Below are 15,420 nucleotides of genomic sequence, written 5' to 3'. Positions count from 1 at the left end.
ATGGCTTCGATGACCGCTGCCGAAATCCAGTCGATCGAAGAGCGCTACCCGCAGGTGTTCCGGCGGCCGCTGTACAAGCGTTTCTCGCCTCTGTTCCTGTTCGCCGGCATCCTGCTTTACCTCGTCTATGTTCTCTGGTTCTTCAATCTGCCGCAGGTGCTGAGGGAATCGCATTGGGAGCGTCTGCCGCTCTTCCTGACGCAATGGATCAGCTACGACCTGCAGCCGGAATTCCGTCTCGACCAGCCCGAGATCACGCCGAAATATCCGCGCTTCTCGGCACTTGGCGAAAACCCGAATCCCGACTGGGTGATCAAGAATCCGGACGGCACCTACACGATCCTGATCGACGGGCCGGCGAAATCCGTTACCTTCGACAAGACGCAGGCGACGATCACGGCCAACGGCCAGACGATCCCCGTGCTTCTGACCAGCGGCAAGCCGGTCGTCCAGGGTCCGGTGCCGGACTGGGTGACGGCGCACGATGATGAAGTGGTCGCCAAGATGGGCTTCGTCGGCGAGGTCCGCGTCACCGTCGACCGCGTCAAGGTGCGCAAGCGCTTCCTCGGCTGGGCGAATTTCGTTTTCGACACCCGCTCACCCTTCTTCGGCAAGCCGGCGGGCGAGGTGATCTCGCTCATCATGTCCGGCCCCGAACTCAAGCCGGGTACCTCCAACCTTGCGCTCGCCGGAGACAACATCTGGAACAACGCCCAGTGGCAGCATGGCGACGTCTGGACGAAGCTGCTGCAGACCATCGTCATGGCCTTCCTCGGCACGCTGCTCGGCGGCATTGTCGCCTTCCCGCTTGCCTTCTTCGCCGCGCGCAACATCACGCCGAGCGGTGTGCTGAGCCAGGTGCTCAAGCGCTTCTTCGACTTCATGCGCTCGGTCGACATGCTGATCTGGGCGCTGTTCTTCACCCGCGCCTTCGGCCCAGGCCCGCTGGCGGGAAGTGCGGCGATCTTCTTCACCGAGGTCGGCACGCTCGGCAAAACCTATTCCGAAGCGCTTGAGAATATCGACGACAAGCCGCGCGAGGGCGTGCTCTCGACCGGCGCCAACGGCCTTCTGGTGCAGCGCTACGGCGTCATGCCCGAAGTCATCCCGGTGTTCATCAGCCAGACGCTCTACCAGTGGGAATCCAACACCCGCGGCGCCACCATCATCGGTGCGGTCGGCGCCGGCGGCATCGGCCTGAAACTGTGGGAAGCGATGCGCACCAACTCCAACTGGGCCAACGTCTTCTACATGGTGCTTTTGATCCTGCTGGTCGTCTTCATCTTCGACAACATCTCCAACTTCCTGCGCCGCCGGCTGAGCCGCACCATCCACGACTACAACAGGATCCAGGCTCAGCAGGGGTGACCGGCGCAACGCCAGTGGCCCGCCGCGCCTTCGTCATCCACGGGCGGAGCAAGGAGCGAAGCGACGCGGCGCGGACCCGAGGATGACGAAGGAGAAGCCTAAGCCGCCTTCTTCCACCCGTCCCTGATATGCTTGTACCCGTCCCGATACACCGCTTCCGGCGTTTCTGAAAAATCCCGCCAGACCTTGGTAGCCGCCGCCAGGTCCTTCAGCGAACGGCCGAAGGCCTCGATCGTCAGCCAGTCGTCATAGCCGCTTTTGCGGATGGCCGCGAAAGTCTCCTTCCACGGGATGTTGCCGCGCCCGGGCACGCCGCGGTCGTTCTCCGATATGTGGATATGCACGACATTGCCGCGATGCCTGGTGTAGGCGCCGATCGGATCGGCCTCCTCGATATTGGCGTGGAACGTGTCGTACATCGCCTTGATGTGCGGCCGGTCGATGGCGTCGATATGCTCCGAAAGGTCGGCCATCGTGTTGAGGAGATAGCATTCGAAGCGGTTCAGCGCCTCGAGCCCGATGGCGACATTCCTCTTGCCGGCGTGGTCGCCGATGGCGCGCTGCGAGGCGATGGAACGCTTCTTCTCGGCCGCCGTCGGCCCGGTCCCCGAAAAGGCGCCGAGCGTCGAATGCAGGGGACCGCTCAGTGTCCTTGCGCCAAGCGCATCGGCGCAATCGATGGCCCATTTCATGTAGTCGACGCCGGCCTTGCGCGTTGCCGCGTCGGCCGAGATCAGGTTCATCGAGGGATCGCCCATGGCCGATACGGCCGTGCGCTCCAGCCCGATACGGTCGAGCAGGTCGCCGAGCCTTTTATAGTCGTCGGGCGCGCCGACAAAGATCGGTATCTCGACGCCGTCGAAGCCTGTCGCCTTGATGTCGCGCAACAGCGGCTCGTGCTTCTTCGACACCGCTGTCGTCCACAAGAACATGCACATGCCGATTTTCATCGACGCCCTCCCCATTTGACGGCGCGCCGGCTGTTCCCGCCAGGTTGGCGCCATGCCCCCTCATCCGGCCGCTTCGCGGCCACCTTCTCCCCGAGGGGAGAAGAGACTTAGCGTTGGCGCCACTTCCTCCTCTCCCCTCGGGGAGAGGTCGGATTGCCCCGAATTGCCCTTCGCAATTCGGCTGGCAATCCGGGTGAGGGGGCCTTCGTTACCCGCTGCGCTAGACTAAAGCTTCGTCCACGCCCCATTCTTCTTCGACGACTTCACGCAGGCCTCGATGAAGGCCATGCCTTCGACGCCATCCTCGATGGTCGGGAAGACGACATCCTTGGCCGGCTTTCCTCCCTTGCGGCGCGCCGCGCGAATGGCGCGCGCGGCCTCCTGATAGATGTTGGCGAAACCTTCGAGATAGCCCTCGGGATGGCCCGACGGCACTCGGCTGACGCGGCCCGCCACCGGCAGCGCTCCGGCGCCATTGCGCGTGATCAGTTGCTTGGGCTGGCCGAACGGCGTGTACCAGAGATAGTTTGGATCGGCCTGCACCCATTCCAGCCCGCCCTTCGAGCCATAGATGCGCAGCTTCAGCCCGTTCTCGTGGCCCGGCGCCACCTGGCTTGCCCAGATCATGCCCTTGGCCGGATGCGCCTTGCCCGGCGCCTTGAAGCGCAGCATGACGTTGACATTGTCGTCCAGCTGCCGCCCCGGCACGAAGGCGTCGAGATCGGCCGACAGCGCATCGAGTTCCAGCCCGGAGACGAAGCGGGCGAGATTGTAGGCATGCGTACCGATATCGCCCAGCGCCCCGCCGGCGCCGGCCTGCTTCGGGTCGCCGCGCCACGATGCCTGCTTCTGGCCGGTGGCGGCGAGGTCCTCGGTCAGCCAGTCCTGCGGGTATTCCGACTGCACGATGCGGATATCGCCCAGCATGCCCTTGGCCACCATTTCGCGCGCCTGCCGCACCATCGGATAGGCGGTGTAATTGTGGGTGAGCACGAACACCTTGCCGGTCTTCTCCACGACCGCCGCGAGCTTCTTTGCCTCGGCCAGCGTCGTCGCCAGCGGCTTGTCGCAGATGACATGGATGCCGGCCTCGAGGAACGCCTTGGCCGCCGGCACATGCACGTTGTTGGGTGTGACGATCGCCACCGCCTCGATGCCGTCGGGGCGCTTGGCTTCAGCCTTGGCCATCTCGGCATAGGAGGCATAGCTGCGCTCAGGGTCGAGCCCGAGTTCGGCCGCCGAAGCCTTGGCGCGCGCCGGATCGGACGACAGCGCCCCCGCGACCAGCACGAAATCATTGTCCATCCGCGCCGCGATGCGGTGTACCGCGCCGATGAAGGCGCCCTGCCCGCCACCCACCATGCCGTAGCGGATCGGGCCGCCTCCCGCTTCCGCCTTCGATGCGCCGACCATTTTTCGTCTCCTCGTTGTTTCACCTCCCGTTTGAAGGGAGGTCGATCCGCGCAGCGGATCGGGTGGGATCGCCGGGCGTGGAGATCGGCATCAACCGAACCCACCCGGCCCTTCGGGCCACCCTCCCCTCAACAGGGGAAGGAAAACGGTGCTAAATTCCCATCATCGCGCGCAGCAGCTTCTTGTCCGTGGTGCCGGCGGCGAAGTCGTCGAATGCCTTCTCCGTCACCCGGATGATGTAATGCTGGATAAACGGCGCGCCTTCGGCCGCGCCGTCCTCGGGATGCTTCAGGCAGCACTCCCATTCCAGCACCGCCCATGAATCGTAGTCGTACTGCGCCAGTTTGGAGAAGATGCCGCCGAAATCCACCTGCCCGTCGCCGAGCGAACGGAAGCGGCCGGCGCGGTTGGTCCAGCTCTGGTAGCCGGAATAGACGCCTTGCCGGCCGGTAGGGTTGAACTCGGCGTCCTTGACGTGAAAGGCCTTGATGCGCTCGTGATAGATGTCGATGAATTCGAGATAGTCGAGCTGCTGCAGCAGGAAGTGCGACGGGTCGTAATTGATGTTGCAGCGCTTGTGCCCGCCAACCGCGTCGAGAAACATCTCGAAGGTCGCGCCGTCGAACACATCCTCCGAAGGATGGATTTCATAGCCGATATCGACGCCATTGTCCTCATAGACGTCCAGGATCGGCTTCCAGCGCTTCGCGAGCTCGCCGAAGGCTTCCTCGATCAATCCGGCGGGCCGCTGCGGGAAGGGATAGAGGTAGGGAAAAGCCAGCGAGCCGCTGAACGACACCGAGACGTCGAGCCCGAGATTGCGCGATGCCTTGGCCCCGAACTTCATCTGCTCGACCGCCCATTTCTGCCGCGCCTTCGGGTTGTTGTGCACCGATGCCGGCGCGAACCCGTCCATCTGCGCGTCATAGGCCGGATGCACCGCCACCAACTGGCCCTGCAGATGCGTCGACAGTTCGGTGATCTCGACCCCGGCATCGGCGCAGATGCCCTTGACCTCATCGCAATAGGCCTTGGAGGAGGCAGCCTTCTTGAGGTCGAAGAGCCGCCCGTCCCAGGTCGGGATTTGCACGCCCTTGTAGCCGAGACCGGCGGCCCATTTGGTGATCGACGCCAGCGAGTTGAACGGCGCGGCGTCGCCCGCGAACTGCGCCAGGAACAGTCCAGGGCCCTTCATTGTCGTCGGCATCGGCATCCTCCCTCATTGTTCTCGCGACCGAGCATAGCGCCTGATGGAAGCAGGGCCAGCCACTTTGGTCTTTTCTCAACGGCAGCTTGAGAGCTACGCCATTCTGGTATGACCAAATATAAGCACATGGTCAAGCCCAGGAGCAGTCGCCAAAGGTCGCCAAACTTCGCGCAAAAGGAGAATATACCCCAATATAATCAATCAAATAATCCATACGGAAAGTTGCGTTGCCGTGCTTCTTGCTGTCCGGTAGAATTTGCTGTAGAGGTCGTTTTAGGCCCAATTGGTCGAACCAGTTTGCAGAAAAAGCCTGGGGATGCCTTGGGGAGGAACCCTTGCGTCGCCTTTCGGCGATGCATGTCGCAGGCAAACCATACGGACGATTTGGGAAGGACACACCATGCATCTTTCGACGCACAACTGGATGCGCGCCGAGCCCCTGGAGACCACGCTCAAGCGCATCAAGAAATTCGGCTATGAGTCGATCGAGATCTCCGGCGAGCCCGAACAGTACAAGACCAAGGAGACGCGCGCGCTGCTCAAGGAGCACGGCATACGCTGCTGGGGCGCGGTGACGCTGATGCTGGGCGAGCGCAACCTCGCCGCCAGGGACCAGGGTCAGCGCGAGCGCTCCGTGCAATACGTCAAGGATGTGCTGACCATGGTCGGCGAACTCGATGGCGAGATCATCACGCTGGTCCCCGCGACCGTCGGCAAGGTGGTGCCTGACGGCACCGAGGCGGAAGAATGGGGTTGGGTCGTAGACGCCACCCGCGAATGCTTCACCCACGCCAAGAAGGTCGGCGTCAAGATCGCCGTCGAGCCGCTCAACCGCTTCGAGACCTATCTGTTCAATCGCGGCGCCCAGGCGCTGGCGCTGGCCGATGCGGTCAGCCCAGAATGCGGCGTCTGCCTCGACGCCTACCACATTCACATGGAGGAATTTAACGTCCACGACGCGATCCGTCAGATCGGCAAGCGGCTGTTCGACTTCCATGTCGCCGACAACAATCGCTTTGCCGCCGGTCTCGGCCAGATCGACTGGCCAAGGATCGTCGCCACACTGAAGGAAGTCGGCTACGACGGCGCGCTGACCAACGAGTTCGTCGCCCCGGTCGACCGCACGCCAGCGGCGCCCTATCCCGACATGGTCGAGCGTCACCCGGTCGACATCTCGCCCGAACAGCTGAAGTTCATCCAGGACCACGGCTCCAGCGTGCTGACCGAGAAATTCTACACCGACCAGATGCGCATCACCGCCGAAACGCTGCTGCCGCTGATCAAGTAATCGAAGTCTGTTGGAAATCTGCCCTTCCGCCGTGGCCGGCGGCAGGGCTGGGGAAGAATATGCGCATCAAGACTGTCCAGGCCTGGTGGGTTCGCATCCCGATCGAAGCCGCGAAGCAGCACCGCAGCGACTTCGGCCAGGTGACGACCTTCGACGCCGCCATCCTGCGCATCGAGACCGATGACGGGCTGGTCGGCTGGGGCGAAGGCAAGAACGCCGCCGGCAGCGCCGGCAGCTATGGCGCCCTCGTCCATATGCTGAACCACGAGGTCGGGCCGCAGTTGATCGGCCGTGACCCGGCCGATATCGGCGTCATCTGGGAGATGCTCTATAACGGCGTGCGCCATGACAGCGCCGCGCGCGCCGGCCACGCCATGCCGCAACTGGCCCGGCGCGGCATGAGCATTGCCGCAATCAGCGCCGTCGACATCGCGCTCTGGGATATTCTGGGCAAGTCGCTCGGCCAGCCGGTCTGGCGGCTGCTCGGCGGCCGCAAGGTCGACCGCATGCAGGCCTATGCCTCCGGCGGCTGGGCCTCCGCCGATGCGATCGGCGAGCAGTTGAAATCCTATATAGCCAAGGGCGTCTTCAAGGCGCTGAAGATGCGGGTCGGCGCCATGGACGGCGCCCCGCACATCTCGGCCGCCCGCGTGCGCGCCGCGCGCCAGGCGCTCGGTCCCGATGTCGACCTGATGGTCGACGCGCATGGCACCTATACGGTGGCCGAAGCCAAGCGTTTCATCCAGCTCGTCGGCGATCTCGATCTCGCCTGGTTCGAGGAGCCTGTCATCGCCGACGACAAGCCGGGCATGGCCGAGGTGCGCGCCTCGGGCGCCGTCCCGATCGCCACCGGCGAGAGCGAGGCGACGCGCTACGCCTTCCGCGATCTTGCCGTGCTCAAGGCCGCCGACATCTTCCAGCCCGATCCTGCCTTTTGCGGCGGCATCAGCGAAGCGATGAAGATCGGCGCCATCGCCAGCGCCTTTAACCTGCGCTTCGCGCCGCATCTATGGGCCGGCGCGCCCTGCTTCTTCGCCGGCTTGCATGTCTGCGCCGCCTCGCCGTCGAGTTTCACCGTCGAATATTCGCTTGGCGCCAACCCGATGATCCACGATTTGATCGAAGAGACTGTCGAAGCAAAGGACGGTATGATAGCGATCCCGGAACGGCCGGGTCTGGGATTCACCATTTCGGAGCGGTTCCTGGAGGCGCACGCGCAACGCAATTGACGATGAAAGAAAAGAACCTTCTCGCGGAGCTTGCCGCCTATCTGTTCTCCCATTCGGACAAGGAGAGCGGCCGCACGCCGTCCGAACGTGAGCTGGCGGAGCATTTCGGTGTCAGCCGCGGCCAGATCCGCGAGGCGCTCGCCATTCTCGAAGCCATGCGCATCGTCGAACGTCGGGCCAAATCGGGCATCTACATCGACACCAAGCAGGCCAGCGTCGAAGCCCTGGCGCTGTTCGCCCGCGCGGGCCTGCCGCTCGATCCCCTGCAGATTTACGAGACGGTCGAGTTGCGCAAGATTCACGAGATCAAGGCGGCCGAGCTCGCCTGTTCGCGCGCCACCGAGGAGAATTTCGAACGGTTGCGCGAAATCCTGAAAGCCTCCGAAGAGCGCATCGCCGCCGGCGAAGGGCTCGCCAGGGAAGACCGCGAGTTCCACCTGGAGATCGTGCGTGCCACCAAGAACGGCGTCTTCCACAACATCTGCAGCGTCTATTACCTGATGGGCGAGCAGCGGCTGCCGATCTATTTCAACGATCCGGAGCGCAGCGTGCGCTCGCATGCCGAGCATGTGCAGATCTACGAAGCGCTGCTGCGCCGCGACGGCAATCTCGCCCAGGCGCTGATGAACGCCCATCTGCAAGGCGCCGAGAGCTACTGGAAGGGCCTGATCGAAGGCGGCAAGGCGGTTGCGCCCTCGGGCCCGGCGCTCGAAAAGGCCTGACCGTGGCGCAGGCCGTGCCCAGGATCCTGTCGACCCACCCGCTGCACGCACGCGCTTCGGCCAGGCTTGCCGGCGCCGGTCAGCTCGTCATCGCCTCGGCGCTCGACGCCGCGACCTTGACCCGGGAGGCCAAAGACGCCGACATCGTCATCGTACGCGCGCCGCTGCCGCCGGCCTTGTTCGAAGGTGCCTGGAAGCTGAGGGCGGCGATCCGCCATGGCGCCGGGCTCGACATGATACCGATGGAGGCTGCGGCCGCCGCCGGCGTGCTGGTGGCCAACGTTCCTGCGGTCAATGCGCGCTCCGTCGCCGAGCATGTGATGTTCGCAGCGCTTGCCCTGCTGCGGCAGTTCCGCAGGGTAGACCGCGACCTGCGGGCCAAGGGCTGGCTTGCCGGGCGCGAACACGCCAACGCCAACATCGAGCTCGCCGGCAAGACCATCGGCATCGTCGGCCTTGGCGCCGTCGGGCAGGCCGTCGGCCATATCGCCGCGCACGGCTTCGACCTGAAGGTGGTGGCGACCACGCGCAGCATGCAGCCGGCGCCGGAGAAGGTCGGCTTCCTGTCGATCGACGCGCTGGTCGAGCAGAGCGACATCATCGTGCTGTGCTGCCCGCTGACGCCCGAGACGCGCGGCCTGATCAGCCGCGAGCGCATTGCCCGCATGAAACCCAACGCGCTGTTGATCAACGTGTCGCGCGGCCCGGTCGTAGACGACGACGCGCTGATCGACGCCTTGCGGGAAGGCCGGATCGGCGGCGCCGCCCTCGACGTGTTTTCAACACAGCCGCTGCCGCCAAATCATCCCTATTTCGGCTTCGACAATGTCATCATCACCCCGCACATGGCCGGCATTACCGAGGAATCCATGATGCGCATGGGCGTTGGCGCCGCCGGCGAAGCGCTGCTGGTGCTGGCGGGCAAGCTGCCGGTCAATCTGCGCAATCCCGAAGTGGTCGATCACTATCGGCGGCGGTTTCCGCTCGACATCTAGCAATCGCCGTTTCGCCCCAATTCTCCGGCAACGCTGATGCCATGTCCGTTACCCGCCTCGCATTTCTAACTGTTGCCGCTTTCTCGACCTGCGCCTTGCCGTCGCTGGCCATGGCCGAAAGCAGCTATGTCTATTGCGACAACGGACTGCGCTGCTTTAAGGCGCCTTGCCCGTCCAACAGCGCGCTCGATCTTGCCACGGGCAAAGTTATCAAGGGCGTGTCGATCGACACGAGCCGGTTGCCGCCGAAGGATAGGGCCATGACCGAGGCATCGGACGTGCTCTATGCAGGAAAGATCGTCGTCAGGGGATCGATCGAGCACCGCGTCCAGACCATCACCGGCAAGGATTACAGGCTGACCTGGCTGGTCGCGACCAGCATCCAGCGCACCGCCAGGAACAGCGAGCGGAAACACTGCTCCTCATATAAACCGTGACCGCCCGAAAGGCCGCCATACGCCTCAGGAGCCGAGCAACGCTTCCATCGACGCGGCAATCCTCAGCAGGCGCCGGTCATGACCATTGCGCGCCACCAGCATCAGTCCCGCCGGCAGCGCCATGCCTGGCATCGGCAGCGATATCGCGCAGAGGTCGAACTGGTTGGCGACCTGGGTGTTGCGCAACAGCAGGCCCTCTATGTGGTCGCGCAGCTCTTCATCTTCGGCCACCGACGTGATTTTTGGCGCCGTCACCGGCGTGGTCGGCAAGACCAGCACATCGAATGACGCCAGCCGCTCATCCATCGCCGCGACCAGTGCGGCGCGGCGGCGCAGCGCCCTGATATAGACCGGTGTGGGCAGCAGTGCTGCCCGCGACAACGGCCCGCTGACATGCGGGTCGACCGCAACCGGTGCGCCCGTCGCCAGCCAGTCGGCATGCACTTCTGCCCCTTCCATGGCGGCGATCGAGCCCCGCCTGGTCGCCGCGCGCAGATCCGAGATCAGGTCGTCGATCGACAGCTCCGATATCCCCGCGCCGACCCGGCCGATCTTGCCGAGACATTGCTCGAACGCCGCGCCGACCTCGCTTTCCGTCTGCGTGAAAAGAACACCGCGCGGGACGCCGACACGAAGCCCCGAGAGCGGCAGCGGCGTCAGGTCGCTTGGTGGTTCACCAGCCATCACCGCGTCGGCGGCGGCACAGAGGGCAACGGTGCGGGCAAGCGGCCCGACCGAGTCCAGCGTGCCCGACAGCGGAAAGGCGCCGGAGAGCGGCACGCGCCGCGCCGTCGGCTTGAAGCCGACGACACCATTAAGCGCGGCCGGAATGCGGATCGAGCCGCCCGTGTCGGAGCCGATCGAAATGTCGCTGGTCCCCTCGCCCACGGAGACACCCGCGCCGGACGATGACCCGCCGGGGATGCGGCTGGCGTCAACGGCATTGCCCGGCGTTCCGCAATGCATGTTGTCGCCAATCGCGGTGAAGGCGAATTCGGTCATGTTGGTCTTGCCGATGATGACCGCGCCGGCCTGCCGCAACCGGCTGACTATGGCGGCATCGTGCGGGGCCGGCGCCGCGGTCCTGCGCATCAGCGAGCCGGCCGTGGTCGCCTCTCCCGCGACATCGAAGAGGTCCTTGATCGAGACGATGACACCGTCGAGCGGTCCGAGCGTCACGCCGGCCCGGCCGCGGGCATCGCTGGCATCGGCCGCCGCCCGTGCGGCCTCGGCATACAGCTTCGTGTACACCTTCTCGTCCGCCGCGCGATTGGCAAGACGTGACAGGATGATTTCAAGACGGTCGCGGATTGATTGCATGTCGATGTCGGACCCCGCAAGGATGGATCGTCTTTAAAAGCAAGCAGCCGATTTGGCTTGTTGCAGGGATAACCCGGCCAGCGTGCCTTTGCACCTGCCAGCGATGGGAAGATACTGATGCTGTACAAAGGCGGTTGCCACTGCGGCAAGGTTGCGTTCGAGGTCGAGGGCGAACTGGACGGCGTCGTGCGCTGCAACTGCTCGATCTGCGCCCGCAAGGGCGCGCTGCTGTGGGCCGTACCGCATGACAGGCTGACCCTCGTCGCCTGGGGCGATGACCTCGGCCGTTACACATTCGGCGCAGGAAAAATCGCGCACCGTTTCTGCCGCACATGCGGCATCCACCCTTTCGCCGAGGACGTGAGCGAAGGTCCGGAGCACAGCGCCTATATCAACGTCAGATGTCTCGACGGCATCGATCCGTCCACGCTGTCGATCTTCGACTTCGACGGGCGTTCGGCCTGAGGCAATTTTGCTCTACCGATAGCCCGTCGCATCGGCCGGTTTGCCGGCATCCTGGACTTCCGGCACATAGCGCCAGGCATCGGGCCGCGAGCCGTCGAGATCGGTGAAGCCGTAGATTCGGGCCAGTCCACCGCTGGACAGCGATTGTCCGTTCCAGCGTGATCGATCGGGATCCGCCGCCAAGGCGGCGACGGCTCGGCCGACAAAGCGGGGCGTTTCGGAGATGACGAAATGCGGCACCTGCGCGGTCGCATCACGCCAGTTTTCTTCGGAAACGCCGTAGATCTCCAGCATCATTTCCGAACGCATCCAGCCCGGCGTCAGCGAGACCGAAGTGGCGCCGTGTTTGGCGAGATCCCTGGCATGCGCCCAGGCCATGCGGTTCACCGCGACCTTGGCGAGATCGTAGAAGGGCGACAGGCGATAGTGCGCGGCATTGTATTCGGCGGTGCCGTCGGTGATTTCGACCAGCAATCCTCCGGGCTGCTCGATCAGCAGCGGCAGCGCGTGGTGCGCGGTGATCAGATGCGTGTCGATGGCCAGCCGCAACATCCTCAGGCCATTGTCCAGATTGTGCTCCCAGACCGGCTTGTCCCACTCGAACAGCTTCTCGCCGCCCCAGATATCGTTGACCAAGATGTCGAGGCGGCCCTGCTCGGCGCGGATGCGCGCGACCAGCTCGCGCACGTCGTCGGGGATGAGATGGTCGACCCTTACGGCGATGCCGCGCCCGCCATTCGCGCTGACCATTTCGGCCGTCTCCTCGATGGTTTCGGGCCTGGCATATTCGGATTGTCGGGCGCGCGTGGTTCGCCCGGTGACATAGACCGTTGCCCCGGCGGCGCCCAGTTCGACAGCTATGCCCCTGCCCGCGCCTCGCGTCCCGCCGGCGACCAGCGCGACTTTCCCTTGCAATGTCATGAAACTCTCCGAAATGCTCCGGCCGAACAAACCGGGCTGGCTTGACCGGCTTCCATCATATATAAATGATTATTCGGTTATATTGAGATGTCAAGATGACACGACCCAAGACGCAGTCTGATGGACAGGTGCTCGAAGCCGCGTTGCGGTTGATCCACGACCACGGCCCGGAGGCGCTCACCTTCGAACGGCTGTCAAAGGCTTGTGGCCTGTCTGGCGCAACGCTGGTTCAGCGCTTCGGCAACAAGGCCCGGTTGAAGCAGCGCGCCTTGTTGCAGGCCTGGGATGGCCTCGACGAAAAGACAAGAACACTGGCAGCCGGCGTGCCAGGGACCCCAGCGGGCGCGATCGAATTGCTGGTGGGGTTGTCGCAAGGCTATGGCGGCATCGAGTCCTATGCCGAAGGCCTGCTTGTCTTGCGCGAGGATCTGCGTGATCCCCTGCTCAGGGCACGCGGCGCCACCTGGAGGATATCGCTGTGCGATGCGCTGGCGGCCTGCTTCGCGTCGACAAAGGGCACGCCGCGCGACATCGGCCTGCTGATGGCGTCGCACTGGCAGGGATCGCTGTTGTGGTGGAGTTTCGACCCGGCGATCGAAGTGGCCGTCTATGTCGAGGACAGCCTCAACCGCTTCGTTGCCGCCATGACAACGACAACGGCCCGAGAACCATGATGGTTCTCGGGGCGCGGGACAGGTCGGGAATGGCTGCCGGCAGAGATTATTCGGCCTGCCTGGGGCCGCGCAGGAACACCACGGCCGCCGCGAGCAGCGTTGCGACGCCGCAATAGGCGAAGGCGCTGGCAACGCCCGCATGGTCGACCAGCAGGCCGCCGAACACGGCGCCGAGCGCGATCGCCACCTGGAAGGTCGCCACCATCAGGCCGCCCGCGCTTTCGGCCTGGTCGGGCGCCGCCCGCACCAGCCAACTCTGCAGCCCGACCGGCACCGCGCCGAAGGCAAAGCCCCAGGCCGCGACGGCGGCGGCGGCGATCGTCGGCGAAGCGCCGAAGATGAGCATCGAGGCAGCCGCCAGGGCGATCAGCAGGGGCGCCAGCGCCACCGCTGTCTTGAGGCTGCGTTCGGCCAGGATGCCGCCGGCGATGTTGCCGAAGAACCCGCCTATGCCATAGGCCAGCAGCACCAGCGAGATCGTCTCGATACCGAGCACCGGCACCTTTTCGAGGAACGGGCGCACATAGGTGAAGCCGGCGAAGTGTCCCGATGCGACCAGCAGCACCACCAGCAGCGCAACCCGGATCGACGGCCGCTCCAGCACTTCGAGCAAGGTGCGGAAGCTCGCAACACCGATAGGCGGCAGCTTCGGAATGGTGGCAACCTGCACCAGCAGCGCCAGCGCGGCGACGACCGTCGCGATCATGAATGCCGTGCGCCATCCCCAGACGTCGCCGACATAGGCGCCGACGGGCGCCGCGGTGACAGTGGCCAGCGAAACGCCTGTCAGGATGATCGACATGGCGCGCGGCATCAGCCGCATCGGCACCAGGCGCAACGCCATGGCCGCCGACATCGCCCAGAAGCCGCCAAGCGCCACGCCGAGCACGACGCGGGCGAGCAGAAGCATGGGCAGCGACGAGGCGAAGGTGGCCAGAAGGTTGGACAGGATGAGGAACGCGGTCAGCATCCACATCACCAGCTTGCGGTCCATCCGCTTGGTGATGATCGCCATGGTGGGCGCGGCGATCGCGGCGACGATCGCCGTCGCCGTCACCGCCTGGCCCGCTACGCCCTCGGTAACGCCGAGATCGCGCGCCATCGGCGTCAGCAGGCTGGCGGGCAGGAATTCGGCGGTGACGAGACCGAAGACGCCAAGCGCCAGGGAGACAACCGCCCCCCATGCGGGCTCGGCTCGTTCATCGGATTCCCCGGGGTTCAGAAGTGTGGCGTCGATGACGCCTGTCGCGGGTTCGGCCATGGTCAGTCTCCAATCTCTTCGCAGCGCCACATAAGGAGTGATCGACCGGGGCTCCACCCGTTACATGCCTTGCCATTACGGCTTGGCTGCGGGGCGGCCTCCGGTTTGTTTTGCGACGCAACATTTGGCTGCACTGCAACATAGGAAGTGACTGGCTGGAGTTTCCATGCTAAAAACCCCATCATGTTTGATCGTTCGTCCAAAATCCCGGTCACCGGTGATCCGCTGACAGACATATTGCGCGGGCTGCGCCTCGATGGTGTCGAGTATGGCCGCTGGGAGATGAAAGAGCCTTGGGGCATCCAGTTTCCGGCGCAGGCAGGGGCGCGATTTCACTTCATCGGCCGCAATGGATGCTGGTTGAAGCAGCCTTCCGGCGAATGGGTCGAGCTCAATGCGGGCGATGCGGTGCTCCTGCCGCGCGGTGCCGCTCACGTCCTCGCCAGCGAACCCGGCGCGCAGGCCTGGCCGATCCACGGCTATCACCTGGAAGAGGTTTGCAAGGACGTCTTCTGCACGTCGAACGCGGAAATGTGCGACAAGAGTTGCCGGCCGGGAACGCTGCTGTTCTGCGCCTGCATGTATTTCAACATAGACGGCCTGCATCCCCTGCTCGGCATGATGCCCGATGTCATGCGCACGCATGAACTGGAAGCCTACGAGCCGGGCATTCCACACCTGCTCGAAGCAATGGCGCGCGAGGTGACGATGGAGCGTGTCGGCTCCGGCGGCATCCTGGCGCGGCTGGCCGACGTGCTGGCCGCCACGGTGATCCGCTCATGGGTCGAGCGCGGCTGCGGCGACTCCTCGGGCTGGATCGCGGCGGTGCGCGACCGCGACATCGGGCGCGTGCTGGCGGCCATCCATCTCGAACCGGACCATGACTGGACCGTCGAGTCGCTGGCCAGGATGATGGGCGCCTCGCGCTCGGGCTTTGCCGAACGCTTCGCCACCATCGTCGGCGAGACGCCGGCAAAATACGTCACGCAGGTCCGGATGCATCAGGCAAGGCAGTGGCTGGTCCGCGACCGGATGAAGATATCCGTCGTCGCCGCCCGCCTCGGCTATGAATCCGATGCCGCCTTCAGCCGTGCCTTCAAGCGCGTCATCGGGTCCGCGCCCAGCCACCTGCGCGCCGAGGAGCAAAGCGAACTCCGCCAGGCTCGTTGA

15 protein-coding genes are annotated in these 15,420 nt (G+C 64.7%); 9 read left to right on the top strand and 6 right to left on the bottom strand.

Annotated features, from left to right (window positions below):
• Positions 1-1,368 (top strand): phosphonate ABC transporter, permease protein PhnE, encoded by a 1,368-nt coding sequence (gene phnE, locus J0I79_RS14785; RefSeq protein ID WP_292859752.1) that lies wholly within the window; start codon positions 1-3, stop codon positions 1,366-1,368.
• Positions 1,369-1,466: 98 nt separating this feature from the next.
• Here phnE and J0I79_RS14780 read toward each other — a convergent pair whose 3' ends face one another.
• The 3 genes from J0I79_RS14780 to J0I79_RS14770 all read right to left on the bottom strand — a co-directional run bounded on the left by J0I79_RS14780 (position 1,467) and on the right by J0I79_RS14770 (position 4,938).
• A complete protein-coding gene (locus J0I79_RS14780; protein WP_292859750.1) occupies positions 1,467-2,318 on the bottom strand; it encodes a sugar phosphate isomerase/epimerase in 852 nt (283 codons plus the stop codon).
• A gap of 225 nt (positions 2,319-2,543) precedes the next feature.
• On the bottom strand, positions 2,544-3,731 hold the full coding sequence (locus J0I79_RS14775) for a Gfo/Idh/MocA family oxidoreductase (RefSeq protein ID WP_292859747.1): 1,188 nt from the start codon (positions 3,729-3,731) through the stop codon (positions 2,544-2,546).
• Between the two features lie 151 nt (positions 3,732-3,882).
• Positions 3,883-4,938, bottom strand: a complete 1,056-nt coding sequence (locus J0I79_RS14770; RefSeq protein WP_292859744.1) for a sugar phosphate isomerase/epimerase — start codon at positions 4,936-4,938, stop codon at positions 3,883-3,885.
• A gap of 400 nt (positions 4,939-5,338) precedes the next feature.
• Between J0I79_RS14770 and J0I79_RS14765 the strand changes: the two genes are divergently transcribed.
• Genes J0I79_RS14765 through J0I79_RS14745 form a run of 5 tightly spaced genes read left to right on the top strand, consistent with a single transcriptional unit; the run spans position 5,339 to position 9,609 of the window.
• On the top strand, positions 5,339-6,226 hold the full coding sequence (locus J0I79_RS14765; protein WP_292859741.1) for a sugar phosphate isomerase/epimerase: 888 nt from the start codon (positions 5,339-5,341) through the stop codon (positions 6,224-6,226).
• Between the two features lie 59 nt (positions 6,227-6,285).
• Positions 6,286-7,455: a mandelate racemase/muconate lactonizing enzyme family protein gene (locus J0I79_RS14760; protein WP_292859738.1), complete on the top strand. Its 1,170-nt coding sequence runs from the start codon at positions 6,286-6,288 to the stop codon at positions 7,453-7,455.
• Positions 7,456-7,457: 2 nt separating this feature from the next.
• Entirely contained in the window at positions 7,458-8,177 is a 720-nt protein-coding gene (locus tag J0I79_RS14755; protein ID WP_292859735.1) for a FadR/GntR family transcriptional regulator, read from the top strand.
• 14 nt (positions 8,178-8,191) lie between these two features.
• Complete coding sequence (locus J0I79_RS14750; RefSeq protein WP_292859732.1) at positions 8,192-9,172, top strand: hydroxyacid dehydrogenase; 981 nt, start codon at positions 8,192-8,194, stop codon at positions 9,170-9,172.
• 41 nt (positions 9,173-9,213) lie between these two features.
• Entirely contained in the window at positions 9,214-9,609 is a 396-nt protein-coding gene (locus J0I79_RS14745) for a hypothetical protein (RefSeq protein WP_292859729.1), read from the top strand.
• Positions 9,610-9,633: 24 nt separating this feature from the next.
• On the opposite strand, the gene J0I79_RS14740 is transcribed toward J0I79_RS14745, so the two are convergent.
• Positions 9,634-10,929, bottom strand: coding sequence for an amidase (locus J0I79_RS14740; RefSeq protein WP_292859726.1), 1,296 nt, complete (start codon positions 10,927-10,929; stop codon positions 9,634-9,636).
• A 117-nt stretch (positions 10,930-11,046) separates the two neighbouring features.
• On the opposite strand from J0I79_RS14740, the gene J0I79_RS14735 reads away from it, so the two are divergent.
• Complete coding sequence (locus tag J0I79_RS14735; RefSeq protein WP_292859723.1) at positions 11,047-11,394, top strand: GFA family protein; 348 nt, start codon at positions 11,047-11,049, stop codon at positions 11,392-11,394.
• A gap of 12 nt (positions 11,395-11,406) precedes the next feature.
• Here J0I79_RS14735 and J0I79_RS14730 read toward each other — a convergent pair whose 3' ends face one another.
• Complete coding sequence (locus tag J0I79_RS14730; protein WP_292859720.1) at positions 11,407-12,315, bottom strand: SDR family oxidoreductase; 909 nt, start codon at positions 12,313-12,315, stop codon at positions 11,407-11,409.
• Positions 12,316-12,410: 95 nt separating this feature from the next.
• On the opposite strand from J0I79_RS14730, the gene J0I79_RS14725 reads away from it, so the two are divergent.
• Complete coding sequence (locus J0I79_RS14725; RefSeq protein ID WP_292859717.1) at positions 12,411-12,989, top strand: helix-turn-helix domain-containing protein; 579 nt, start codon at positions 12,411-12,413, stop codon at positions 12,987-12,989.
• Between the two features lie 46 nt (positions 12,990-13,035).
• Here J0I79_RS14725 and J0I79_RS14720 read toward each other — a convergent pair whose 3' ends face one another.
• Entirely contained in the window at positions 13,036-14,250 is a 1,215-nt protein-coding gene (locus J0I79_RS14720) for an MFS transporter (protein WP_292859714.1), read from the bottom strand.
• A gap of 183 nt (positions 14,251-14,433) precedes the next feature.
• Here J0I79_RS14720 and J0I79_RS14715 point away from each other — a divergent pair, with 183 nt between their 5' ends.
• Positions 14,434-15,420, top strand: a complete 987-nt coding sequence (locus tag J0I79_RS14715; protein WP_292859711.1) for an AraC family transcriptional regulator — start codon at positions 14,434-14,436, stop codon at positions 15,418-15,420.

This window comes from Mesorhizobium sp., from assembly GCF_017306585.1.
Taxonomy (GTDB): domain Bacteria; phylum Pseudomonadota; class Alphaproteobacteria; order Rhizobiales; family Rhizobiaceae; genus Mesorhizobium.
The sequence above is the reverse complement of the archived record's forward strand: the minus strand, read 5'-3'. Positions and strand labels throughout refer to the sequence as shown.